The sequence below is a fragment of the Streptomyces sp. NPDC097640 genome, assembly GCF_040302705.1.
Classification (GTDB): domain Bacteria; phylum Actinomycetota; class Actinomycetes; order Streptomycetales; family Streptomycetaceae; genus Streptomyces.
Genome location: NZ_JBEOSB010000022.1, coordinates 139241 through 162193, shown reverse-complemented (window position 1 = coordinate 162193; position 22953 = coordinate 139241). Strand labels below are relative to the sequence as shown.

The 22953-nt window shown below is 73.4% G+C and carries 17 protein-coding genes; 10 read left to right on the top strand and 7 right to left on the bottom strand.

Annotation, left to right across the window (positions count from 1 at the left end; all coding sequences use genetic code 11):
* Window positions 1-27: 27 nt before the first annotated feature.
* From ABTY62_RS31000 to ABTY62_RS30985, 4 genes are read right to left on the bottom strand one after another with little or no spacing between them, the layout of a single operon-like run.
* Window positions 28-1053, bottom strand: coding sequence for an ABC transporter permease (locus ABTY62_RS31000; RefSeq protein WP_352132727.1), 1026 nt, complete (start codon window positions 1051-1053; stop codon window positions 28-30).
* Window positions 1046-2563, bottom strand: a complete 1518-nt coding sequence (locus ABTY62_RS30995; protein ID WP_352132726.1) for a sugar ABC transporter ATP-binding protein — start codon at window positions 2561-2563, stop codon at window positions 1046-1048. The genes ABTY62_RS31000 and ABTY62_RS30995 overlap by 8 nt, the downstream gene beginning before the upstream one ends.
* Window positions 2560-3594: a sugar ABC transporter substrate-binding protein gene (locus tag ABTY62_RS30990; RefSeq protein WP_352132725.1), complete on the bottom strand. Its 1035-nt coding sequence runs from the start codon at window positions 3592-3594 to the stop codon at window positions 2560-2562. Before ABTY62_RS30990 ends, ABTY62_RS30995 begins: the two co-directional genes overlap by 4 nt.
* Complete coding sequence (locus tag ABTY62_RS30985) at window positions 3591-4910, bottom strand: enolase C-terminal domain-like protein (protein ID WP_352132724.1); 1320 nt, start codon at window positions 4908-4910, stop codon at window positions 3591-3593. The genes ABTY62_RS30990 and ABTY62_RS30985 overlap by 4 nt, the downstream gene beginning before the upstream one ends.
* 175 nt (window positions 4911-5085) lie before the next feature.
* On the opposite strand from ABTY62_RS30985, the gene ABTY62_RS30980 reads away from it, so the two are divergent.
* The 4 genes from ABTY62_RS30980 to aspA all read left to right on the top strand — a co-directional run bounded on the left by ABTY62_RS30980 (window position 5086) and on the right by aspA (window position 9979).
* The gene (locus tag ABTY62_RS30980) at window positions 5086-5850 is read left to right on the top strand and encodes a FadR/GntR family transcriptional regulator (protein WP_352132769.1); all 765 of its coding nucleotides are present in this window, start codon (window positions 5086-5088) and stop codon (window positions 5848-5850) included.
* The gene (locus ABTY62_RS30975) at window positions 5847-7295 is read left to right on the top strand and encodes an amino acid permease (RefSeq protein ID WP_352132723.1); all 1449 of its coding nucleotides are present in this window, start codon (window positions 5847-5849) and stop codon (window positions 7293-7295) included. The genes ABTY62_RS30980 and ABTY62_RS30975 overlap by 4 nt, the downstream gene beginning before the upstream one ends.
* The gene (locus tag ABTY62_RS30970) at window positions 7292-8410 is read left to right on the top strand and encodes an asparaginase (protein ID WP_352132722.1); all 1119 of its coding nucleotides are present in this window, start codon (window positions 7292-7294) and stop codon (window positions 8408-8410) included. The genes ABTY62_RS30975 and ABTY62_RS30970 overlap by 4 nt, the downstream gene beginning before the upstream one ends.
* A gap of 168 nt (window positions 8411-8578) precedes the next feature.
* On the top strand, window positions 8579-9979 hold the full coding sequence (gene aspA / locus ABTY62_RS30965) for an aspartate ammonia-lyase (protein ID WP_352132721.1): 1401 nt from the start codon (window positions 8579-8581) through the stop codon (window positions 9977-9979).
* Window positions 9980-10041: 62 nt separating this feature from the next.
* On the opposite strand, the gene ABTY62_RS30960 is transcribed toward aspA, so the two are convergent.
* From ABTY62_RS30960 to ABTY62_RS30950, 3 genes are all read right to left on the bottom strand, one after another.
* On the bottom strand, window positions 10042-11364 hold the full coding sequence (locus tag ABTY62_RS30960; protein ID WP_352132720.1) for a GAF domain-containing protein: 1323 nt from the start codon (window positions 11362-11364) through the stop codon (window positions 10042-10044).
* 98 nt (window positions 11365-11462) lie between these two features.
* A complete protein-coding gene (locus tag ABTY62_RS30955) occupies window positions 11463-13886 on the bottom strand; it encodes a SpoIIE family protein phosphatase (RefSeq protein WP_352132719.1) in 2424 nt (807 codons plus the stop codon).
* Between the two features lie 182 nt (window positions 13887-14068).
* Entirely contained in the window at window positions 14069-14815 is a 747-nt protein-coding gene (locus tag ABTY62_RS30950; protein WP_352132718.1) for a GntR family transcriptional regulator, read from the bottom strand.
* A 307-nt stretch (window positions 14816-15122) separates the two neighbouring features.
* Here ABTY62_RS30950 and ABTY62_RS30945 point away from each other — a divergent pair, with 307 nt between their 5' ends.
* The 6 genes from ABTY62_RS30945 to ABTY62_RS30920 are packed head-to-tail and all read left to right on the top strand — an operon-like array spanning window position 15123 to window position 22950.
* A complete protein-coding gene (locus ABTY62_RS30945; RefSeq protein WP_352132717.1) occupies window positions 15123-17123 on the top strand; it encodes an FAD/NAD(P)-binding protein in 2001 nt (666 codons plus the stop codon).
* On the top strand, window positions 17120-18289 hold the full coding sequence (locus ABTY62_RS30940; RefSeq protein WP_352132716.1) for a C45 family autoproteolytic acyltransferase/hydrolase: 1170 nt from the start codon (window positions 17120-17122) through the stop codon (window positions 18287-18289). The genes ABTY62_RS30945 and ABTY62_RS30940 overlap by 4 nt, the downstream gene beginning before the upstream one ends.
* Window positions 18286-19899, top strand: coding sequence for an ABC transporter substrate-binding protein (locus tag ABTY62_RS30935; RefSeq protein ID WP_352132715.1), 1614 nt, complete (start codon window positions 18286-18288; stop codon window positions 19897-19899). The genes ABTY62_RS30940 and ABTY62_RS30935 overlap by 4 nt, the downstream gene beginning before the upstream one ends.
* On the top strand, window positions 19896-20828 hold the full coding sequence (locus ABTY62_RS30930) for an ABC transporter permease (RefSeq protein ID WP_352132714.1): 933 nt from the start codon (window positions 19896-19898) through the stop codon (window positions 20826-20828). Before ABTY62_RS30935 ends, ABTY62_RS30930 begins: the two co-directional genes overlap by 4 nt.
* The gene (locus tag ABTY62_RS30925; RefSeq protein WP_352132713.1) at window positions 20825-21769 is read left to right on the top strand and encodes an ABC transporter permease; all 945 of its coding nucleotides are present in this window, start codon (window positions 20825-20827) and stop codon (window positions 21767-21769) included. Before ABTY62_RS30930 ends, ABTY62_RS30925 begins: the two co-directional genes overlap by 4 nt.
* Window positions 21766-22950: a M24 family metallopeptidase gene (locus tag ABTY62_RS30920; protein WP_352132712.1), complete on the top strand. Its 1185-nt coding sequence runs from the start codon at window positions 21766-21768 to the stop codon at window positions 22948-22950. The genes ABTY62_RS30925 and ABTY62_RS30920 overlap by 4 nt, the downstream gene beginning before the upstream one ends.
* The last annotated feature ends 3 nt before the right edge of the window (window positions 22951-22953 follow it).

Genomic DNA, 22953 nt, shown 5'->3' with positions numbered 1-22953 from the left:
CCATCTGCGGAGAGATTTCCCTTAATACTATGACTCCTGTGCCTCGCCGGAGGTGAGCCTGGCGACGATCAGAGCGAGCAGGATGATGCCGCCGTAGATCGCCTCGATCCAGAACGACGACACCTGGGCGAGGGTGAGCAGGTTCTCCAGCATCCCCAGCAGCAGCGTGCCCAGCAGGGCGCCGAGCAGGGAGCCGCGGCCGCCCCGGAGGCTGATCCCGCCGATCACCGCGGCCGCGAAGACGGTGAAGATCATGCCGCTGCCCTGGTTGGCGTCGACCGCGCCGACCCGTCCGGCGATGACCAGGCCGGCGACGGCCGACAGCGCCCCGCCGACCACGAGCACCGCCCAGCCCACCCGCGCCACGCGGATGCCCGCCGCGCGGGCGGCCGGGGCGTTGCCGCCGACCGCGTACACCGCGCGGCCGAAGCGGTGGTAGCGCAGACAGAATCCGGCCACGGCGAAGCACCCGGCGCTCACCCAGACACAGAGCGGCAGGCCCAGCCAGTTCTCGGAGCCCAGGGCGAAGAACGCGGGCGGGGCGTCGAACAGCGTCCTGCCCGAGACCACGCCGATCAGGACCCCGCGCAGCACGATGTTCATGGCGAGCGTGACGATGAAGCCGTTGAGCCCGAGCCCCACGATCAGGGCGGCGTTGACCGCGCCGACCACCGCCCCGGCCACGGGGATGATCAGCAGACCCAGCCACGTCGGCCAGCGGGTGCCGAAGCCGCCGGAGGCGGCGGGGATCACGACCAGGAAGCCGAGCGCGGGCGCCAGGCCCGCGATGGACTCCAGGGACAGATCCATCCGGCCGCTGATCAGGATCATCGCCTCGGCGAGCACCAGCAGCCCGAGCGCCGACGACGCGCCCAGGATGTTGATCAGGTTCTCCCGCTCCAGGAAGGTGTCGTTGGTCAGCGCGCCGATCACCAGCAGCAGCACCACCGCGGGCAGCAGCGCGAGGTCGCGGACCCGGAACAGCGCGGCGCGGCGGCTCGGGCCGGGCGGGGAAGCGGCCGGGCCGGGCGGCGATGCGGCCGGGTCACCCATGGCCGGCCGTCACCCCCTCGACGGCGGCGAGCAGTTCACCGTCCCGCCAGCCCGCCGGGTACTCGGCCGAGACGAAGCCGTTGAACATGACCAGGACGCGGTCGCAGACGCGCAGGTCCTCGAGCTGGTCGGAGACGATCAGCACCGCGCGCCCCTCGGCCCCGGCCCGGAGCGCCGCCGCCAGCAGGGTGCGCTCGGCCCGTACGTCCACCCCGGCCGTCGGGTCGATGAGCACCAGCACTCTGGGGTCGGTGGCCAGGGCGCGCGCCAGGACCACCTTCTGCTGATTGCCGCCGGACAGCGCGCCGATCGGCTGGGCGGGCCCGGTGGTGCCGATGCCGAGGCCGGCGATCGCCCGCCGGGCCGCGGCGTCCCGCGCCCCGGGCCTGATCAGGCCCAGCGGGCCGAGCCGTCCACCGATGGGCAGGGTTATGTTCTCGGCCACCGACAGCTGCGGGACCAGCCCCTCGTGATGCCGGTCGCGCGGTAGACAGCCGACCCCGGCGGCCAGGGCCGCGGGCACGCTCCCGGTGCGCAGCGGGCGGCCGAAGATCCAAACGCGGCCGCCGGAGGTCCGGTGCAGACCGGCCACCGCGGCCCCCAGCTGATGGCTGCCGGAGCCGGCCAGCCCGGCCAGGCCCACCACCTCACCGGCCCCGACGGTCAGGGAGACGTCGTGGAAGCTCGGACTGCCGAGGTGGTCCAGGCGTACGGCGGCGGGGGCGGGCTGTGCGGGCCGCGGCGGTGCGGTGCGGGGGACCGGCAGACCGCCGGGCTCGCCCGTCATCGCCTCGATCAGCTTTCCCGGGGGCATCGCGCCGACCGGCGCGGTGACGATCCGGCGGGCGTCGCGGAGGACGGTGACGGCCTGGCAGACCTCGTACACCTCCCGCAGGTGGTGGGAGATGTAGAGGAAGGTGACCCCGGCCTCCTGGAGCCGCCGCATATGGGCGAAGAGCCGGCCGGTGGCCCGGCTGTCCAGCTGGGCCGTCGGCTCGTCCAGGACGATGAAGCGGGTGCCGAGCGAGAGCGCACGCGCGATCTCCACCAGCTTGGTCTCCTCGACGCTCAGCCCGCCGGCCCGGGCCGTCTCGTCCACCGGCACGCCCCACTCGTCCAGGAGCGCGCGGGCCTCCCGCCGCATCCGCCGCCGGCTGATCACCCGGGCGCGCGGGGTGACCGGCTGACGCCCCAGGAACAGGTTCTCCGCCACCGACAGCTCGCCGATGGTCGTCGACCGCTGGTAGACGCAGGCCACCCGGCGGCGCCAGGCCGCCCGGTCGGCGACGGCGGGCGCGGGCTCGCCGTCGTAGCGCACGGTGCCGCGCTCCGGCCTCGTCAGCCCGGTGAGGACCGACACCAGCGTCGACTTGCCCGCCCCGTTCCGGCCGACCAGGGCGTGCGACTCGCCCGCCGCGACGGCGATCCCCGCGTCCAGCAGGGCCACCGTGGGCCCGTACCGCTTGGTGATCCCGAGGGCCTCGACGAGCGGCGGCCGGGCGGTGTTCATCGGCGGTTGCCCCACAGCGCCGGGTCGTCGACGTTGTGCCGGGTCACCAGTGGCGCGGGGAGCTGGTCCTGGAGGATGCCCCCGGGCAGCTCGACGACGGTGCTGCCGTGGTCGGTGCGGCCGGTGTGGAAGGTCTTTCCGGCCATCGCCCGCTTGATGTAGTACATGGCGTACTTCGCGTACAGGTCGGCGGGCTGGGAGACGGTGGCGTCGATGAGGCCCCGGCGGATCGCGGTCAGCTCCTGCGGGATGCCGTCGTTCGACACGATGGTGATGTGGCGGGGGCTGCCCGCGCGGACCAGCGCGTTGTGGCGCTGGAGGGTTCGCAGGGTGGGCGCCAGATACACCCCGCCGGCCTGGAGATAGATGCCCTTGATGCCGGGGTTGGCGGTGTACAGGGCCTCAAGGCCGGCCGCGGCCTTGTCCGCCTGCCACCGGGCGGGGATGTTCAGCACCTTGATCGCCGGGTAGCGCCGCGCCATGCACCCGGAGAAGGAGGACGTGCGGTCCCGGCCGTTGACCGAGGCCAGATCGCCCTGGATCTGTACCACCTTGCCGGTCTTCACGGCCCGGCCCAGGACCTGGCAGGCCTTGCGGCCGTACGCCCGGTTGTCGGCCCTGACCACCATCGCCACCTTGCCGCTCCGCGGGGCCACGTCGACCGCGACCACCGGGACGTGTGCGCGCTGGGCGGCCCGCAGGCCCGGGACGATGGCGGCGGAGTCGATGGGCGAGACGACCAAGCCCTTCACGCCCTCGGACAGCAGCGTCTGGACGTCGGTGATCTGTTGGCCCGCGTCGCCGTTGGAGTTCACGGTGGGGAGCACACGGACGCCCTGGGCCGCGGCCTGCCGGGGGATGTCCTGGTTGTACGCCTGCCAGAACGGCGAGGTCAGGAACGGGACGACCACACCGACCCGGCCGCCGCCCCGACCACCGGCCGGCCGCCCGCCACAGCCCGCGGCGGCCGACCCCAGGGCCAGGGCGAGGACCGTGGCGACGGCGGCCGCGCGGTGGCGCGTAGCGCTCATGCGGTTCTCCAGACCCCGCCGTCCGGGTAGGCATACGCGCGCAGCGACTCGGGCCGCAGGGTGGAGCTGAACCCGGGGGCGGAGGGGGCCGTGTACCGCCCCCGGGCGATCACCGCGGGATCGGTGAAGTGCTCGTGCAAATGGTCGACGTATTCGACGGTCCGGTCCGCGAGCGTTCCGGAGACCGCCACATAGTCGAAGGCGGCCAGGTGCCGCACCAGCTCGCAGAGCCCGACGCCGCCCGCGTGCGGGCACACCGGGACCCCGAAATCCGCGGCGAGCAGCAGGATCGACAGCAGCTCCGGGATCCCGCCGACGCGGCAGGCGTCCAGCTGGACAACGTCCAGGGACTGCGCCTGGAGGAGCTGTTTGAAGACCACCCGGTTGGCCGTGTGCTCACCCGCAGCAACCTTCACAGGTGCAACGGCACGCCGGATCGCGGCGAGGCCCAGGATCTCGTCGGGGGAGGTGGGCTCCTCGATCCAGTACGGGTCGAACCCGGCCAGCGCGCGGGTCCACTCGACCGCCTCGCCCAGCTCCCACCGCTGGTTGGCGTCCAGGGCGATCCGCACCGCCGGGCCGACCACCTCGCGGGCGATCCGGCAGCGCCGGATGTCGTCCTCCAGATCGGCCCCGACCTTCAGCTTGATCTGGGTGAAGCCGTTGGCGACGGCCCGGCGGGCGGCCGAGGCGACATGGGCGTCGGAGTTGCCGAGCCAGCCGGGGGAGGCGGCGTAGGCCGGATAGCCCTCGGCCCGCAGCCGGGCCTCGCGCTCCGCCCTGCCGGGCTCCGCGCGGCGCAGGATCAGCAGCGCCTCGTCGGGGGGCAGCGCGTCGGCGAGGTAGCGGAGGTCCGCGACGGCCACCAGCTCCTCGGGGGTGAGGTCGGCCAGCAGCTTCCACAGCGGCTTCCCCTGCCGCTTGGCGTACAGGTCCCACAGGGCGTTCACCACGGCGCCGAGGGCCATGTGGGTGACGCCCTTCTCCGGGCCCAGCCAGCGCAGCTGGCTGTCGCCCGCCAGTGCGCGGTAGCGGGTGTCCAGGCCAGCCGGGGTTTCGTCGAGCTCGGTCCCGGCCAGGTGCGGGCGCAGGGCGTCGATCGCCGCGACCGCCACCTCGTTGCCCCGGCCGATGGTGAAGCAGAAGCCGTGGCCCTCCAGCCCGTCCGGGGCGTCGGTGCGGATGGTCAGATAGGCGGCCGAGTAGTCGGGGTCGGGGTTCATGGCGTCCGAGCCCCAGCCCCACCGCGAGGTGGGGAAGCGGATGTCGTGCGTGTCGACGGCCGTGATACGCGCCTTCGTCAACTGCTGCGTCATGGCTGATCACGCACCCGTCGCTCGTGCCCTCGGCCGGAGCCTCCCGGACGGCTTGGATCGCACCAAGAAACTCCACATAGAGCATAAGCCGCACAAAAGGCACATTCCGTAGAGTCGGGTGCTCTTTGTTGCGGAACTATTGACAACGCTTCCGTGGCCAGCCGAATATCTGCCCGTGAACTTGTCAGACAGCCAGACAGGCCAGGCAGTCCCGTCGGTCCCCCGTCGTGTGAGCGCCATGGAAGCGGTGCTCGCGCACCTTCGCCGCGCCATTGAGCAGGGTGAATACGCGGTCGGGGACAAGCTTCCGTCCGAGGCGGAACTCTGCCGCCGGCTGGAGGTGAGCCGACCGGTGCTCCGGGAGGCGCTCCGGGCCCTTCAGACGATGGGGCTCACCGCCTCGCGTACCGGCAAGGGTACGTTCGTCATCTCGAACGGCCCGGTGGAGGACCCCACCTTCGGCGACTACACGGCGAGCGACCTGCTCGAGGTGCGTCGGCACATCGAGATCCCGGTCGCCGGGTACGCGGCCGTCCGGCGCACCGCCGAGGACCTGGACCACCTGAGCCATCTGCTGGAGCGGATGGAGCGGGAGACCGACACCACCGCCTGGGTGGCAATGGACACACTTTTCCATCTGACCATTGCCCAGGCGGCCCGGAATCCTGTATTCCGCAAGGTGATCGAGGAGATCCGCGACGCCCTGGCACGGCAGTCCGCGTTCCTCAACGAGCTCGGTGGCCGGCGGGAGCAGGCGAACCGGGAACACCGGGCGATCGTCGAGGCGCTGTCCGACGGTTCTGAGCCCGACGCGACGGCGGCGATGTCACATCACCTCCAGCGCGTCGAAACAACCCTCACCTCCATCGTGCGACCAGGCTCCGAGGCCGGGCGCGCGACAGGAGACATGCAATCCCCAATGGAAGGCCAGCAGGAGTGAGCGAGCAGTCCCTCCGGCAGGATGAACGCCGTCAAGAGCCCCACCCGAAGACGCAGTCCCCCGCGCATGTCGACGCGGGGGACGCCGGGTACAGCAAGTCCCTCAAGGCCCGGCACGTCAACATGATCGCCATCGGTGGCGCCATCGGCACCGGGCTCTTCCTCGGAGCCGGAGGCCGGCTCCACGACGCCGGACCCTCGCTGTTCATCGCCTACGCGGTCTGCGGCGTCTTCGCCTTCCTGGTGGTGCGGGCCCTGGGCGAGCTGGTGCTGCACCGCCCCTCCTCGGGCGCCTTCGTCTCGTACGCCCGTGAGTTCCTCGGAGAGAAGGGTGCCTTCGTCGCCGGCTGGATGTACTTCCTGAACTGGGCCACCACCGGTATCGCCGACATCACGGCGGTCGCGACCTACACCCACTACTGGGGCATGTTCACCGACATCCCGCAGTGGGTGATCGCCCTGATCGCGCTCGCCGTCGTGCTGGCGGTGAACCTCATCTCGGTCAAGTTCTTCGGCGAGATGGAGTTCTGGTTCGCGATCATCAAGGTCGGCGCGCTCGTCACCTTCATGGCGATCGGCATCTTCCTGCTGGTCACCCGCCACCCGATCGACGGCAACACCCCCGGCCCCGGGATGATCTTCGACCACGGTGGCGTCTTCCCGCACGGGGTGCTCCCGATGCTCCTGGTCGTCCAGGGTGTCGTCTTCGCCTACGCGTCCGTGGAGCTGGTCGGCGTGGCGGCGGGGGAGACCGAGAACCCCGAGAAGATCATGCCCAAGGCGATCAACTCCATCATGTGGCGCGTCGCCCTCTTCTACGTCGGCTCCGTGGTGCTGCTCTCCATGCTGATGCCGTACACCTCCTACGCGGACGGCCAGAGCCCGTTCGTGACCGTGCTGTCCAACATCGGCGTGCCCTCGGCGGGCGCGGTGATGAACCTGGTCGTGCTCACCGCCGCGATGTCCAGCCTCAACTCCGGGCTCTACTCCACCGGCCGCATCCTGCGCTCGATGGCCAAGTCCGGCTCCGCGCCCAAGTTCACCGGCGTCATGAGCCGCACCCACGTCCCCTACGGCGGGATCCTGCTCACCGCCTTCTTCTGTGTGCTGGGCGTCGTCCTGAACTACGCGGCGCCGAGCAAGGCCTTCGAGATCGTGCTCAACTTCGCGGCGATCGGCATCCTCTCCACCTGGGCCATGATCATGCTGTGCCACCTGGTCTTCTGGCGGAAGGCCAAGGCCGGTCTGGTCCGGCGACCCGGCTACCGGCTCCCCGGATCGCCGTTCACCGAGATCATCACCATCGCCTTCCTCACCTCCGTCCTGGTCCTGATGTGGGCCGACGGCGGACCCAGCCGGCTGACCGTCATGGCGCTCCCCGCGATCGTGCTGGCGCTGGTCCTCGGCTGGTACGCGGTACGCGGCCGGGTGAGCGGCCGGCGATGACCGCGACCGACCGCGACAACACCCCCACCACCCTGAACAACCTGAACACCTCTCCGGACGCCCTCCCCGTGAACACCTCCCCCCACACGTATCCCGACGGCCACCGTCCGCTGCCCGCCGAGGCGCCCGAGATCCGCGAGCCGCGCCATGTGCCGCTCGTCCAGGTGATACGCGGCGGGCTCATCGAAGGCGTCCACCACGGGTCGGCCGTGGTGCTGGCCGCCGACGGCCAGGTGCTCCTCCAGGCCGGCGACCCCGACGTCGCGTTCTACCCCCGCTCGGCGCTCAAGCCCGTCCAGGCCGTCGCCCTGGTGCGCGCCGGGCTGCGGCTGGACGGCGAGCTGCTGGCGCTCACCGCGGCCAGCCACTCCGGCCAGCAGCGCCACCTGGCCGGGGCCCGGCGCATCCTCGCGCACGGCCCGATCTCCGAGAACCTGCTGCGCAACGTCCCCGACCTGCCCTACGGCGCCCCCGAGCGTGAGGCGTGGCTGCGCGCCGGGCACGGCCCCTCCCGGCTCGCCCAGAACTGCTCGGGCAAGCACGCCGCGATGCTGCTCACCGCCCAGCTGCGCGGCTGGCCCCTGGAGGGCTATCTCGACCCGGCGCACCCGCTTCAGCAGCTGATCGCCGAGACCGTCGAGGACCTGACCGGCCAGCGTGTCGCCCAGGTGACGGTCGACGGATGCGGCGCCCCGCTGTTCGCCGTCTCGCCGCGCGGGCTGGCCCGCGCCCTCGCGCGGATCGCCGCCGCCCCGGCGGACACCCCCGAGGGCCGGGTCGCGGCCGCCATGCGCGAACACCCCGAGATGGTCGCCGGGACCGGGCGGGACGTCGCCCGGCTGATGCGAGCGGTGCCCGGCCTCGTGGCCAAGGACGGCTTCGAGGGCGTCCAGGTGGCCGCGCTGCCCGACGGGCGGGCGCTCGCCGTGAAGATCGCCGACGGGGCGGACCGCGCCCGGATGCCGGTGACCGCCGCCGCCCTCGCCCACCTGGGCGTCGACCCCGGGCTGCTCGCCGAGTTCGCCGAGGCCCCGGTGCTCGGCGGCGGCCGGCCCGTCGGTAGCCTGCGCGCGGTGGACTTGTTTTCACGGCGGCTCGCCTCCGGGGCGCCTTAGACCCTGTCGACGGTCGACTGTGCTCGGCTGCTCGTTCCTCGCAGCCTGTGCGCGCTCTCCCTTTCGACAGGGTCGCGCCCCTTCGGCTCGCTCGCCGGACTTGCTCCGCCCCACGTCACCCCCCACCCTCAACCCTCACCCCGCCTCACCAAGGGACACCGCACACCGATGACTGCCACCGGCTTTCGCCGAGAACACGACCTCCTGGGCGACCGTGACGTGCCGGCCGACGCGTACTGGGGCATCCACACCCTGCGCGCCACCGAGAACTTCCCCATCACCGGCACCACCATCGCGGCCTACCCGCACCTGATCGGCGCGCTGGCCGCCGTCAAGGAGGCCGCGGCCCGGGCCAACCAGGACCTCGGGCTGCTCGAGGCCCGCAAGGCCGACGCCATCGCGGCCGCCTGCCAGGAGATCCGGGAAGGCCGGCTGCACGACCAGTTCGTGGTCGACGTGATCCAGGGCGGCGCGGGGACCTCGACCAACATGAACGCCAACGAGGTGATAGCCAACCGGGCGCTGGAGCTTCTCGGCCACGCCAAGGGCGACTACACCGAGATCCACCCCAACGAGGACGTCAACCTCAGCCAGTCCACCAACGACGCCTACCCGACCGCGGTCAAGGTCTCCACCATCCTCGCCGTGCAGGGGCTGCTCGCCGCGATGGAGATCCTGCGCCAGGCGTTCGCCGACAAGGCCGAGGAGTTCCGCGACATCCTGAAGATGGGGCGCACCCAGCTTCAGGACGCGGTGCCGATGACCCTGGGCCAGGAGTTCTCGGCGTACGCGGTGATGCTGGAGGAGGACCAGAGCCGGCTGCTGGAGGCCCAGAGCCTCGTACACGAGATCAACCTCGGCGCCACCGCGATCGGCACCGGCCTCAACGCCCCCGCCGGCTACGCCGAGGCCGTGCGCCACCACCTCGCCGACATCACCGGCCTGCCGGTGGTCACCGCCGCCAACCTGGTCGAGGCCACGCAGGACTGCGGAGCGTTCGTCCATCTGTCCGGCGTCCTCAAGCGCATCGCCGTCAAGCTCTCCAAGAGCTGCAACGACCTGCGGCTGCTCTCCTCCGGCCCGCGCGCCGGGCTGAACGAGATCAACCTGCCGCCGGTCCAGGCCGGTTCCAGCATCATGCCCGGCAAGGTCAACCCGGTCATTCCCGAGGTGGTCAACCAGGTGGCCTTCGAGGTGATCGGCAACGACGTCACCATCACCATGGCCGCGGAGGCCGGGCAGCTCCAGCTCAACGCCTTCGAGCCGATCATCCTGCACTCCCTGTCGGAGAGCATCACGCACCTGCGCGCGGCCTGCCTGACGCTCGCCGAGCGCTGTGTCTCCGGCATCACCGCGAACGCCGAGCACCTGCGGGCGACGGTCGAGAACTCCATCGGCCTGGTCACCGCGCTCAACCCGCACATCGGCTACAGCGCGGCCACGACGATCGCGCAGGAGGCGCTGGCCACGGGGCGTGGCGTGGCCGAACTGGTCCTGGAGAAGGGGCTGCTGCCGGCGGACCGGCTCGCGGCGGTGCTCCGGCCGGAGGAGATCGCCGGCCGCGGCTGATCCGGCCCGGAGCCCGGTCCGCAATCTCCCCCGGCTACCGCTGGGCGGTGCCCCCCGACAGGCTAGATATCGGCGTCGCGGAGGCGCGCCACGCCCGGTGCGGCGCTGAAGGGGAGCAGGTCCTGGAGGCGTTCCGGGTGGCGTACGTCGACGTGGAGCCGGTCGGCGATGCGGTAGGGGCGGTGCGCGAGCACCGCCCCGAAGCTGCGGCGCAGCCGGGACATGGCCGCGCGCACGGTCACCGTCCGCGTCGGGTCGCCGAAGAGGTCGTCGGCCAGCTGCGCCGCCGTCCGCCCCTCGGGGGACGCGGCGAGAACCAGCAGCATCTCGGCGTGGCGCGCGCTGAGCTGGTGGGTCCAGGTGCCCGAGGGCCCCGAGAAGGTCAGCGACCACTCGTGCGGACGGCGGACGTCCAGCACCAGCCGGCCCGCGCCGCCCGGCCCGTACGCCCCGCCGGGCTCGTCCGGACCGTCGGGCTCGGAGCCGAGCACCCGCAGCAGATGCCCGCCCGGCAGCGGTTCCACCGTGCACGCCCCGAGCGCGGGCAGCCACACCGGCCCGTCGTGCAGCGCCTTGGGCAGCAGCAGCCGCCGGTCCCGCGGGGTGACGCCGGTGACCCCGGCGATCCAGCCGTGCGGGTCGACCACGGCCGCCTTGCCGTGGATCCGTGCGAGCACCGGGGCCGCGACGGCGCGCAGCCGGTCCAGCTCCCAGCTGTGGGCCAGATGCAGCTCGCCTTCCGCCCACCGGGCCGTCGCGGTGACCAGGGACAGCACGGTCGGGTGGGCGCTGGCGGCCGGGCCGCTGATGTCCACGATGCCCAGCAGCCGTCCGTCCCGGGGGTCGTGGACCGGGGCCGCGGCGCAGCTCCAGGTGTGGAAGGCGCGTACGAAGTGCTCGGAGGAGTGCACCCGGACGGGCGCCCGGACGGCCAGCGCGGTGCCGATGCCGCTGGTGCCGGCGACGTCCTCGGCCCAGTGGGCGCCCTCGGTGAGCGCGATGCCGTCGGCGTGTCTGCGCACCCCGCGGTGGCCGTCGATCCACAGCACCCGGCCGTCGGCATCGGTGATGATCATGATGTGTCCCGCCGCCTCCGCCGCCTCCAGCAGACCGGTGTGCAGGGTGGGCAGCACCTCGACCAGCCGGGTCTGGCGCCGGCGCCGCTCCAGCTCCTCGATGCCCAGCAGCCGCGGGGCGCTGCCGCGCTCCGGGTCCAGGCCCAGGCGCAGCATGCGGTCCCAGGACTGTCCGATCACCGGGCGCGCGGGCAGCGGAAGCCGGCCCCGGCTCAGGGCGGCCTCGCGCATGACGGCCATGAGTCGGGCCGATTCGGCGGGGCTCAGGCCGGCCAGCGGGCCGGCGCCGAGCGAGGCTTGAGTTCGCATGGAGATGCGGCCTTCCGTTTTTTGGGTGCCACGCGCCCCGGGCCGAACCGGCTTTGTTTCCTTGGCGATTGTAACGACCCAGGTCGTAAGGGCCGACCTCATTCGGAGGGACCAGGCAGGCCCTGCTCGGCCCAGATGGTCTTGCCGGTCGGACCGTGCCGGGTACCCCAGCGCCCCGTGAGCTGGGCCACCAGCAGCAGCCCCCGGCCGCCCTCGTCGAACACCCGCGCCCGGCGCAGATGCGGGGCGGTGTCGCTGCCGTCGGAGACCTCGCAGATGAGGCTGCGGTCGTGGATCAGGCGCAGCTGGATGGGGCCCTGGGCGTGCCGGATGGCGTTGGTGACCAGTTCGCTGACCACCAGTTCGGTGGTGAAGACCACCTCGTCCAGGCCCCAGGCCAGCAGCTGGTCGGTGGCGTACTTCCGGGCCCGGGCCACCACGGCCGGATCGGAGGGCAGATCCCAGGTGGCCACCTGGCTCGCGTCCAGCGCCCGGGTACGGGCCATCAGCAGGGCCACATCGTCGGCGGGGCGGCCGGGGACCAGCGTGCTGAGCACCGTGCCGCACAGCTCGTCCAGGGACTCGGCGGGCCGGGTGAGCAGCGCGCGCAGCGCCTCCGCCGCCTTGTCCACATCGCGGTCGGGGGCCTGGATCAGGCCGTTGGTGTAGAGGGACAGGACGCTGCCCTCCGCCAGCTCCACCTCGCGGGACTCGAAGGGCAGGCTGCCCAGGCCCAGCGGCGGCCCGCTGGGCAGGTCCAGGTATGCCGCGGTGCCGTCGGGCCGGGTCAGCACGGGCTGCGGATGGCCGGCGCGGGCGAGCGAGCAGCGCCGCGAGACCGGGTCGTACACCGCGTACAGGCAGGTGGCGCCGGTGACCCCGGTGACATCGCCGCCCGGCTCGCCCCCCGCCTCGGCGGACACCCGGGTGACGAGGTCGTCGAGATGGGTGAGCAGCTCGTCCGGGGGCAGATCGACATCGGCCAGCGTGCGCACCGCCGTACGCAGCCGGCCCATGGCGGCGGATGCCTGGACGCCATGGCCGACCACATCGCCCACCACCAGCGCCACCCGGGCGCTGGACAGCGGGATCACATCGAACCAGTCGCCCCCGATCCCCGCCAGCGACCCGGCCGGCAGATAGCGGAAGGCGGTCTCGACCGCGGCGTGGCGCGGCAGGCTCCGCGGCAGCAGGCTGCGCTGAAGGGCCAGGGCGGCCTCGCGCTGGCGGGTGTAGCGGTGGGCGTTGTCGATGCACACCGCGGCCCTGGCCGTGATCTCCTCGGCGAAGAGCAGATCGTCCTCCCCGAACGGCTCCGGGCTCCGGTGGCGGGCGAAGGCGGCGACGCCCAGCGTCGCCCCGCGGGCGCGCAGGGGGACCGCGATCGTGGAGTGGAAGCCGAATTCACGCAGCCGCGCGGCCCGTGCGGGGTCGTCCTCCTCCCACCGGGCGACGGCCTCGGGTGTCACCTCGAGCAGCACCCCGCGCCCCGCGGCCAGGCACTCGGCCGCGGGCGTGTGCTCCGGGTAGACGGCCAGCTTCCCGAGCTCGATCACCATGTCCGGCCTGCCTTCGAGCGCCGACTGCGCGGCGACGCGGCGCAGTACGACGGTGCCGGGCACCGGGCCGGGGGGCGGCCCGTCGCCACCGGGGTGGATCGAGGGGAGCAGATCCACCACCGCGAAGTCCGCGAAGCCCGGGGCGGCCACATCGGTCAGCTCCTGCGCGGTGCGCGCGACGTCCAGGGTGGTGCCGATCCGCACACCGGCCTCGTTGAGCAGCGCCAGCCGCCGCTGCGCCTCGTACCGCACGGTGACGTCGTGGCCCGACAGGACCACGCCCAGCACTCGGCCGTCGGCGCCGCGCACCGGGGCCAGCAGGGTCGTCCAGGCCGCGTTGCCGCGCGACGGCAGCAGGCTCAGCCTCTGCGGCAGGCCCGTCTCCAGCGCCTCGCGCATCTGCCGCTCGATCTCGGCGCCGCGCCCGTCGGCCACGATCTCCGACATGCGCAGTCCGCGCATCTGGTCCTGGCCGAGCCCGAGCACGCGCTCCATGTCCGCGTTCGCCCAGCGCAGCAGCAGCCGGCGGTCGAAGACCGCCGTCGTGCAAGGACCCTGCGCGAACGCGGCCCTGATCAGCCCGTCGTCGTCGGTGGCCGGCTCCGTACGGTCCAGCGGGGAGACCACCAGCCACTCGGCGCCGCCGTCGGCCGTCGTCCTGTGGTGCGCCAGCAGGCCGACCCGCAGCGCACTGCCATCGTGGCGGAGCAGCGTCAGCTTCCCGCTCCACCTGCCCAGCCGCTCCAGGGAACCGGGCAGGTCCGCGGCCGCCCCGTCGGCGAGCAGCAGGGCGGCGGGCCTGCCCACCACCGCCGCGCTCGGGTGGCCGAGGAGCCTGCGGGCCCCCTCGCTCCACCCCGTGACGATGCCACGCTCGTCGACGGTGGCTCGGGCCGTGGCCGCCTCGTCAAAGAGGTCGGCCGACCGGACGGGCCGATCCCGTGTGGAATCCGGTCGCCTCATGGTCGTTCATCCCACGCTGCCTGGTACATCCGGGCCGGATACATCCGGCCGAGGTCGTGAGAGCAGGCACGCCGCTACCTGACCGCGTGTTCAAGTATGCATCGGCTGCTCATCCGGCCATCTGCCCATCCACCGCTCTCTCCAGTGAATACCCGCTCGGAGGAAAAACCGACCGTCGGCCCTCAGGGGGCGACCGGAAACTCGTACACCAGCTGATAGCGCCCGGCCGTGACCACGATGTCGGCGGTCTCCACCGCCCGGTCACCGCTGTAGTACGTGCGCTCCAGGGCCTCGACCACCGAGCCCGCCGCGATCTCCAGCAGCCCGGCCTCCTCCGCCGAGGCCGTGCGCGCCACCACCGCCTCCACCGCCCGGTCCACCGGCATCCCGATATACGCCATCCGCGCCACGACCCCCCGCCCGGCCAGCGGACCCGCCTCCGGGAGCACGACCGGCGTCCCACCGGTCAGCTCCAGCGGCTCCCAGCTGGTGGAGACCATGCTGCGGGCGCTGTCCGTCCAGAACACATACGCGCTGCGCACCACCTGCGCGCCCGCCGCGAGACCCAGCCGCTCCGCGATCCCCGGCGGCGCGGCCACCGTGGTGGAGCTGCACTCGCGCCGCCCCGCGCCGTGGTCCGGCAGGTCCAGCACATACGGAGCGCCGCTGAGCCTCCCGTCGTGCCAGGAACGCACCATCCGCCGCAGCGCCGCGGGCTCGCGTACGTACACCCCGCTGCCGGCGCGCCCGTAGACCAGGCCCTCGGCCATCAGCACCCGCACCGCGGCCACCGCCACATTGGGTCCGACGCCGTACTCCTCGGCGAGGCGGGCGCGGGAGGGCAGCCGCTCCCCGGCGGGCAGCAGGCCGTCCTCGATCTGGCGGCGCAGATCCCGGGCCACACGAAGGTAGGCGGGTGGTTCGGTCATCGCGGTTCTTCCGTCTCCTCCGGGCTCGGGCGGGCCGGTGTGACGGACCACACAGCCGCCGACCTGATGCACCAGGTGCGGCCGCGCGGCGGCCGACACAACGCCGAAAGCCTGGGCCGTCGCGCCATTCCCGGCGGCCGGGAAATCTGATGCATCAGATTAGCGCGCGTTCTCCCGGGGTTTTCCCGACGGGCCCCAAGTCAGCATTTGAGATTGCCCAAGCGGGCGTTTGACGCGGCGGTGTGCCGACCGCAAAATTCCCTGGCCTGCCGCCTTTCATCAACAGCCCCTGAAATGTGACATCTTTATGAACGATTCCGCCGCACCGCCGCCGGGGCCCGCCCGCGCCACGGCCGACGCCGTGGTGCTCGGGGCCGGCCCGCGCGGTGTCTCGGTGCTGGAACGGCTGGTGGCGCGGGCCCCGGTGACCGGCCCCGCGCTGCGGGTGACGCTGGTCGACCCGTATCCGCCCGGCGCAGGACGGGTGTGGTGGCGCGGCCAGCCGCCGCAACTCCTGATGAACACCATGGTCGCCGACAACACCGTCTTCCCCGATGGATCGGTGCGTCTCGACGCGCCCGTCGCCACCGGGCCGACGTTCTCCGAATGGCTCCGGGACATCGCCGCGCGGGGCCATCTGGATTCCGCCGCCGCGGAATTCGCCGCGCATGCGGATGACCGCGACTACGCGCCCCGCCGGGTCTACGGCAGCTATCTCATGGACGCCCTGGAGCGGATACGCGCCCTCGGCGGGGACCGGGTGCGGATCGAGGTCCGCACGGCCGCGGCGCGGAGCGTGACCCCGGTGCCGGGCCCGTCGAAATCCGGGAATTCCGGGGCCTCTTCGGGTTCCGCGGGCTCCTCCGGCGGCGGTTACGACATCGCGCTCGACGACGGCACCCGGATCACCGCGCGCGCCGCCGTGCTGGCCACCGGCCACCTCGAGGCGCCGTATCCGGCCCCCGAGGGCCCGTCGCCCGAGGTGCTCCGGCTGCCCGGCGGCCACCCCGCCGACTACGCCCTCGACTCCATCGCCCCCGGCGCCGAGGTGCTGCTGCGCGGCGGCGGCCTCAACGCCTTTGACGTGCTGGCCCTGCTGACCCTGGGCCGCGGCGGCCGCTTCGACGAACACGGCTACACCCCCAGCGGCCGCGAACCCCACATCTGGATCACCACCCGGCGCGGTGTCCCCTTCCACGCCCGCGTGGACACCCCCGGCGTCCGGGTCCCCAGCGCCTTCCTCACCCCCGAGCGGGTCGCCGCCCTCGCCGCCCGCGAGCGCCTCGACTTCCACGCCGACGTCGTGCCCTGGCTGACCGCCGACCTCGAACTCGCCTGGTACGACCGGGTGCTGACGCTCCACGCCGACGCCCTGCCCGACCCCGACGCGCTGCGCCACGGCCTGACCGCCCTGCCGCCGGGCCCGGACCGCGGCCACGTGCTGCGCGCCGCCGTGCCCGAGCCGCTGCGCCTGGACCTGGACGCGATCGCCGAACCGCTGCGCGGCCGCCACTTCGCCGACCCCGCGGAGCTGAACGCCTGGTGGGCCGGGCACCTGGACGCCGACCTGGCCGCCGCCACCGATCCCCGGCTGCCGCCCAGGGCCGCCCTCGCCGTCGCCGTACGCCAGGCGCGCCCCGCCCTGCGCACCCTGATCACCGCCGGAAACCTCAGCGGCGAGTCCTACCGGCGCGATGTGCTCGGCTGGTTCAACGGCTTCGCCAACTTCGTCTCCGGCGGCCCGCCCGCGCTGCGCGTCCGCCAGCTGCGCGCGCTGCTCGCGGCGGGCGTGGTCGCCCTGCTCGGCCCGGTCCGCCCGGGCACCCGCGCGGCCTCCGCGGTCGTCGAGGACCTCACCGTACGGCCCGACGCGGTGATCGACGCCTGGCTGCCGGGCACCGACGTCGGCGCCGACGGGCCCGGACTCGTCCGCCGCCTGATCGCGGACGGCCTCGGCCGGGCCCACCGGCTGCCCGCGGCCGCGCCCGGCGCCGCGCCGCTGCCCACCGGCGCGCTCGACGTCCGCGCCCGCGACGGCCGGATACGGCGCCCCGACGGCACCGTGCACCACGCGCTGTTCGCCGTCGGCGTGCCGCTGGAGGGGGTCCGCTGGACCACCGCCATCGGCGCCCGCCCCGGCACCGACGCCGACTTCTTCCACGAGACCGACCGCGTCGCACGGGAGCTGCTGCGCGGCCTCACCCCGCCCCCGCCCGCTCCCGCTCCCGCGGACGTCGGCGCGAGTGGCACCGCACGCCGAGGCCGCGCACCCGCCGGATACCCCCAGATCGAGGAGAGCCAGCCGTGACCCGCGCAGCCGCAGCCGTCCCCGCCGCCCACCCCGGCCGCTGGCAGGAGTGGGGCCTGGCCCCGGGGTCGGCCACCGCCGCGGCCGACCCCGCCTATCTCGACCTGGCGGGCGACGCCGCCGAACAGGGCCGGCAGCACGGGCGCGCCGCCCGGGACGCGATCGCCGCCAACATCGCCGCCGTACGCCGCGACATCGCCGAGCTGTGCGCCGACGAGGCGTCCGTCGCCCGCTACCGCCAGTGCCTGGAGGCCAACGCCGAGTTTGTCCGCCACACCGACCCCGAGCAGTGGGCCGAGCTGCTCGGCATCGCCGAGGGCGCCGACGTCCCGCTCGACGACATCCTCGCCCTCAACCTGCCCGCCCACATGGTGCTGCGCTGGGTCCTCCAGGAGTGCAGCCAGCTGGTGGCCGCAGGGGACCGCGCCGCGGCCGGCCACACGCTGCTCGCCAAGACCCGTGACATGGCCGGCCACTTCGTCGAACACGTCGTGCTGCGCCGCCGCTACCCCGACGGGCGGCGGCTGGTCGAGGTCACCGTGGCGGGCAGCGTGCTGTGGCCGGGCAGCGGCGTCAACGACTCGGGGCTCGCGATGTCCACCTCCGGCGTGTGGAGCGAGCGCACGAACGTCGACTGGCGGGCCTCGGCCACCGGATGGATCCTCATCAACTCCCATGACCTGCTGCGCCGGGCCCGCACCGCCGAGGAGTTCGCCGGCCTGCTGCGCGATCAGCCCAGGCTCAGCGGACTCAACATCGCGCTCGCCGACCCGCGGAGCCGGCTCGCGCTGGAGGCCACCGCCACCGGGGTGACGGTGCGCGACGACGCGGACCACCATGTGCTCACCAACCACTACGTGTGTCCGGTCACCGCCCCGCTCGCGCCCGGCCCGGACGAGAACTCCTCCTCGTACCACCGCGCCGACACCGCGGGCCGGGCCCTGGACGCCGCCCGCGGGCTGACCCCCGGCGCCCTGGCCGAGCTGCTCGCCGACCACGACGGCTATCCGCAGGACTCGCTGTGCCGCCACCAGATCGACGGGGCCGGGTCCGAGACCACCTACGCGTCGATCGCGGTGCTGCCCGACCGCGCCTTCTATGTGACCCTCGGCAACCCCTGCGCCTCCGACCGCGCGGTCTTCGCACACCAGGAGGCCGCGATATGAACGCCGCCGTACCGCACCCGCCCACCCCGAGCCCGTCCATCCCGGACCTGTCCGCACCGCACCCGTGGCGCCTCACCCGGCGCGGTGCGCTCGGCCTCGGCGCCGGGCTCGCACTCACCCCCGCCCTGGCCGGCTGTCTGCCCGGCGACACCCCGCGCGGCCGGGCCGGCGCCTCGCGCGTCACCATCGGTCTGTCGGCGGCCGTCACCACCCTCGACCCGATGAACACCACCTCGGTGGGCACCGATCTGTCCGTGCTCTCCAGCGTGTACTCCTCGCTGGTCACCCGACGCCCCGACCTCACCATCGGCCCGGACGCCGCCACCTCCTGGCGGCGCGCCGAACCCACCCGCTGGCGGTTCACGCTCCACCGGAAGGCCACCTTCGCCGACGGCAGCCCGCTGGACGCCGACGTGGTGGTCTGGAACGTCGAGCGGCTGCTCGACGCCGCCAACGCGCTGCGGATGACCTCCAACTTCCCCAGCCTGAAGGCGGCGCGCAAGGTCGACCGGCACACCGTCGACCTCATCACCGCCACCCCGGACGCCGACCTGCTCGGCGCGCTCTCGTTCCTCTATCTGCTCAGCCCCCGCTGGGCGGCCCGCCACCAGCCCGCCACCCAGGCCATGGGCTCAGGCCCGTACGAGATCACCGACTACAGCCCCGGCGGCACCGTCGAGCTGCGCGCCCGCGACGACTACTGGGGCCGCAGGCCCGCCATCCGGCGTGTCACCTTCCGGATCACCCCGTCCGAGCCCGCCCGCGTCTCCGGCCTGCTCTCCGGCGAACTCGACGCCGTCGCCGGGCTCGACCCCCAGGACCTGGACCGGCTGCGCGCCGACCGGGCGCTGCGCACCCAGCGGCTGGACACCACCCGGATGGCGTTCATCAAGCTCAACACCCTCAAGGGCCCGATGCGGGACGTGCGGGTGCGGCGGGCCGTCAACTACGCGGTGGACAAGGCGGCGATCACCGCGAGCCTGCTCAAGAACACCGTCAGGCCCAGCCCCGGCCAGCTGCTGACCGACTACTACTCCGGCTACACCCAGGGCCTGAACGGCTACCCCCACGACCCGGACCGGGCCAGGGCGCTGCTGCGCGAGGCCGGCTACGGCAAGGGCAACCCGCTGAAGGTGACCCTCCGCGTGCCCAGCGGCCAGTACGTGGCGGGCGAACTGGTCGTCCAGGCGGTGGCGCAACAGCTGAGCGAGACCGGGGTGAGCGTGAAGATCGACAGCGTGCCGTTCACCGTCTACATGCAGAAGTACCTGCAAGACAGGGCGATGCCCGACATGCAGTACATCACCCAGGCCTGGCCCACCCTCGCGGCCGGCGGCCTCTACGGTCTGTTCGTCTCCGACAGCCCGTACGCCTACTGGGACGACCGGGAGTTCACCGGCGCCGTCGCCGAGGCCCGCCGCACCGAGGGGCGCGCGGCGCGCGACGCCCTGTACGCGCGGGCCGCCCGGCGCGCCCGCGACCAGGCCCCGGTGCTCTTCCTGTTCCCGCAGCCCGGCGTGTCCGCCACCGCCGAGCGCCTCGACTGGCGCGCCCGGCCCGACGACTGGGTGCGCCCCGCCGACATGTCCTGGAAGGGGGCCGCGGGATGATCCGTTTCCTCACCCGCCGCCTGTCCCTGACGCTGCTGGCCGTCTGGGGCGCGCTGTCCGCCGTCTTCCTGGTGCTGCACTCCTCCGGCGACCCGGCCGTCATGATGGCCCCGATCGGCGCCCCGCCCGAGAAGGTGGCGCAGCTCAGCCACGCCCTCGGCTACGACCGGCCGCTCGCCGAGCAGTACCTCTCCTTCTTCGGCGACGCGCTGCGCGGCCACTTCCCCGACTCGCTGACCTTCCAGCAGCCCGCCATGGAGGTGGTCCTCCAGCGGCTCGGCGCCACCACGCTGCTGGCCGGTGTCGCGCTCGCCGCCGCCGCGCTCCTGGCCCTGGCCGTCGGCCTGTGGACCGGGTCGCGGGAAGACGGCGGGGCGCGCCGCGAGTGGCCCATGTGGCTGGTGTTCCTTGCCCAGTCGGTGCCCGGCTTCTACGTCGGCGTCCTGCTGGTGTGGATCTTCGGGGTGCGGCTGCACTGGCTGCCCACCTCCGGCGCCACCACCGCCGCGAGCGTCGTGCTGCCCGCCGCCACCCTCGCCTGCGGCGTCCTTCCGCCGCTCGCCCGGGTGTTCCGCAACAACCTGCGCGGCGAACTCGCCCGCCCGTACTCCCGCACCGGCACCGCGCTCGGCATGAGCCGCGCCCGGGTGGTGCGCCACGCCGCGTACGGCTCGCTGCTGCCCACCGTCACCGTCCTCGGCCTGGAGGCGGGCGCGCTGCTGGGCGGCACCGTGATCGTGGAGAGCGTGTTCTCCTGGCCCGGCGTCGGCCAGCTCGCCGTCACCGCGCTCCAGAACCAGGACTACCCGCTGGTCCTCGCCGACCTGACGTTCCTGATCCTCGCCTTCGTCCTGGTCAACCTGATCGTGGACCTGCTCTACGGCGTACTCGACCCCAGGGTCCGCCACCAGGGAAGGGGACCCCGATGAACCCGCTGCAGCCGCTGCCACTGAAGCCGCAGACCCCGCCCGCGGCCCGCGGCCGCCGCGCCCGACTGCCGCGTCTCGGCGGCGCCGGGGCGGTCGGCGCCACGCTGCTCGGGCTCGTCGCCCTGCTCGCCGTGTGCGCGCCGCTGCTCGCCCCGCACGACCCCCTCGCCCAGGACCTGGCGCACACCAACGCCGCGCCCGGCGAACACGGCTATCTGCTGGGCACCGACCAGCTCGGCCGCGACCTGCTCAGCCGGCTGCTGTACGGCGCCCGCACCCCGTTGCTGGTCGGCGTGGTCGCCGTGGTGTGCGGCGGTGTCTTCGGCACCCTCCTCGGGCTGGCGTCCGGCTTCGCCCGCGGCTGGGCCGACCAGGTCCTCTCCCGCCTCGCCGACATCCAACTCGCCCTGCCCTCGATCCTGCTGGCCCTGCTGGTGCTGACCTTCGGCGGGCAGAGCACCGCCGTGCTGGTGCTGGTGATCGCGCTCACCGGCTGGCCCGCGTACTTCCGGCTGGTCCGCTCGCGCGTGCTCAGCCTGCGCACCATGCCGTACGTCGAGGCCTCCCTCACCCAGTCCATGCCCACCTGGCGGGTGCTGCTGTACGACCTGCTGCCCGGTGTGCGCGGGCTGGTCGCGGTGACCGCCACCCTCGATCTGTCCCGGGCCGTGCTCATGGAGGCCGGCCTCACCTACCTGGGCCTCGGTGCCCAGGCGCCCGCCGCCGACTGGGGGCTGATGGTGGCCGAGGGCCAGGGCCAGCTGCTGGGCGCCTGGTGGGTCGCCGTGCTGCCGGGCCTGGGTCTGGTGGCGCTGGTGATCGGCGCCAATCTGCTCGGCGAGCGGCTCGCCGGGCGCGGACCGGGGCGCCGCCCGGTCAGGACCGTGAAGAACACCGCGACGGCGAACCCGGCTTCGGAGAAGAGGAGCACCACCGCATGACCCCCGACACCCACACCGTCCGCGCCCGCTGGGCCCGCGTCCAGGCCAATCTGCGCGCCGAGGGCGTCGACGCCATGGTCGTCGTCAAGCCGCAGAACACCTTCTACCTCTCCGGCTACACGCCGATGATCTACTCCCACCCGGTGCTCGTCGTGCTGCCCGCCGAGGGCGAACCGGTCTTCGTGCTGCACGCCCTGCGCGCCCACAGCTCCCGCAAGGTGTCCGCCATCACCGACATCCGCCCCTATGGGCGCTGGGCCAAGGAGATCGGCCCCGACCACTGGTGGCAGGTGCTCGCCGAGGTGATGGCCGAGCGCGGGCTCACCGAGGCCAGGATCGGCATCGAGGGCGAGTTCCTGCCGTACAACTACCAGCGCAGGCTCGCCGAGACGCTCCCCGCCGCCACCTTCACCGACACCGGCCAGGCCCTGATGCGCGCCCGCTACGTCAAGGACGCCGCCGAACTGGAGTCGCTGCGCGTCGCGAGCGAGATCGCCGACGCGGGCATGGACGCGGCGCTGGAGGCGGTCGCCGCGCGCCGCAGCGAGGTCGAGGTCGCCTCGGCGGCCATGCGCACCATGCAGGAGGTCTGGAGCAGCCTCTACCCCGACCGGCTCGCCATGGACTTCGGCAACCTCGAGGGCGGCGTCTTCAACGCCCTGTGGTCCTACTCCCTGATCGGCGACCGGGTCCCGATGAACTCCGCCCCGCCCACCGCCCGCCGCCCGGTCGACGGCGAGATCCAGTGGACCGTCATCTGGACGGCCATCGACGGCATGCACGCCGAGAACGAGCGCAGCGTCGCCGTCGGCCGGCTCCCCGCCGAGCGGCAGCGCGCCTTCGAGGCGCTGCTGGCCATCCGCGAGGAGGTCCAGCCGTATCTGCGGCCCGGCCTGAGCTGCGCCGAGGTGTACGAGGCGGCCCGCGAGAGCTATGTGCGCCACGGCTACGGCGACTACCTCCCCGGCCGCATCGGCCACGGCCTGGGCCTCGGCCCCCATGAGCAGCCGAGCCTGGGCCCGCACGACGACCTCGTCCTCGCCCCCGGCATGGCCCTCACCTTCGAACCGAACCTGCGCATCCCCAGCTTCGGCGGGCTCCAGCACTCGGACAGCCTGGTGATCACCGAGGACGGCCATGAGTTCCTCACCCACACCCGACGCGACCTGATCCAGGTCTGAGCC

What these genes read in the sequence shown, in the direction of transcription:
- ABTY62_RS31000 (WP_352132727.1), bottom strand. Translation starts at nt 1,053, where the DNA reads ATGGGTGACCCGGCCGCATCGCCGCCCGGCCCGGCCGCTTCCCCGCCC.
- ABTY62_RS30995 (WP_352132726.1), bottom strand. Translation starts at nt 2,563, where the DNA reads ATGAACACCGCCCGGCCGCCGCTCGTCGAGGCCCTCGGGATCACCAAG.
- ABTY62_RS30990 (WP_352132725.1), bottom strand. Translation starts at nt 3,594, where the DNA reads ATGAGCGCTACGCGCCACCGCGCGGCCGCCGTCGCCACGGTCCTCGCC.
- ABTY62_RS30985 (WP_352132724.1), bottom strand. Translation starts at nt 4,910, where the DNA reads ATGACGCAGCAGTTGACGAAGGCGCGTATCACGGCCGTCGACACGCAC.
- ABTY62_RS30970 (WP_352132722.1), top strand. Translation starts at nt 7,292, where the DNA reads ATGACCGCGACCGACCGCGACAACACCCCCACCACCCTGAACAACCTG.
- aspA (WP_352132721.1), top strand. Translation starts at nt 8,579, where the DNA reads ATGACTGCCACCGGCTTTCGCCGAGAACACGACCTCCTGGGCGACCGT.
- ABTY62_RS30960 (WP_352132720.1), bottom strand. Translation starts at nt 11,364, where the DNA reads ATGCGAACTCAAGCCTCGCTCGGCGCCGGCCCGCTGGCCGGCCTGAGC.
- ABTY62_RS30955 (WP_352132719.1), bottom strand. Translation starts at nt 13,886, where the DNA reads ATGAGGCGACCGGATTCCACACGGGATCGGCCCGTCCGGTCGGCCGAC.
- ABTY62_RS30950 (WP_352132718.1), bottom strand. Translation starts at nt 14,815, where the DNA reads ATGACCGAACCACCCGCCTACCTTCGTGTGGCCCGGGATCTGCGCCGC.
- ABTY62_RS30945 (WP_352132717.1), top strand. Translation starts at nt 15,123, where the DNA reads ATGAACGATTCCGCCGCACCGCCGCCGGGGCCCGCCCGCGCCACGGCC.
- ABTY62_RS30935 (WP_352132715.1), top strand. Translation starts at nt 18,286, where the DNA reads ATGAACGCCGCCGTACCGCACCCGCCCACCCCGAGCCCGTCCATCCCG.
- ABTY62_RS30930 (WP_352132714.1), top strand. Translation starts at nt 19,896, where the DNA reads ATGATCCGTTTCCTCACCCGCCGCCTGTCCCTGACGCTGCTGGCCGTC.
- ABTY62_RS30925 (WP_352132713.1), top strand. Translation starts at nt 20,825, where the DNA reads ATGAACCCGCTGCAGCCGCTGCCACTGAAGCCGCAGACCCCGCCCGCG.
- ABTY62_RS30920 (WP_352132712.1), top strand. Translation starts at nt 21,766, where the DNA reads ATGACCCCCGACACCCACACCGTCCGCGCCCGCTGGGCCCGCGTCCAG.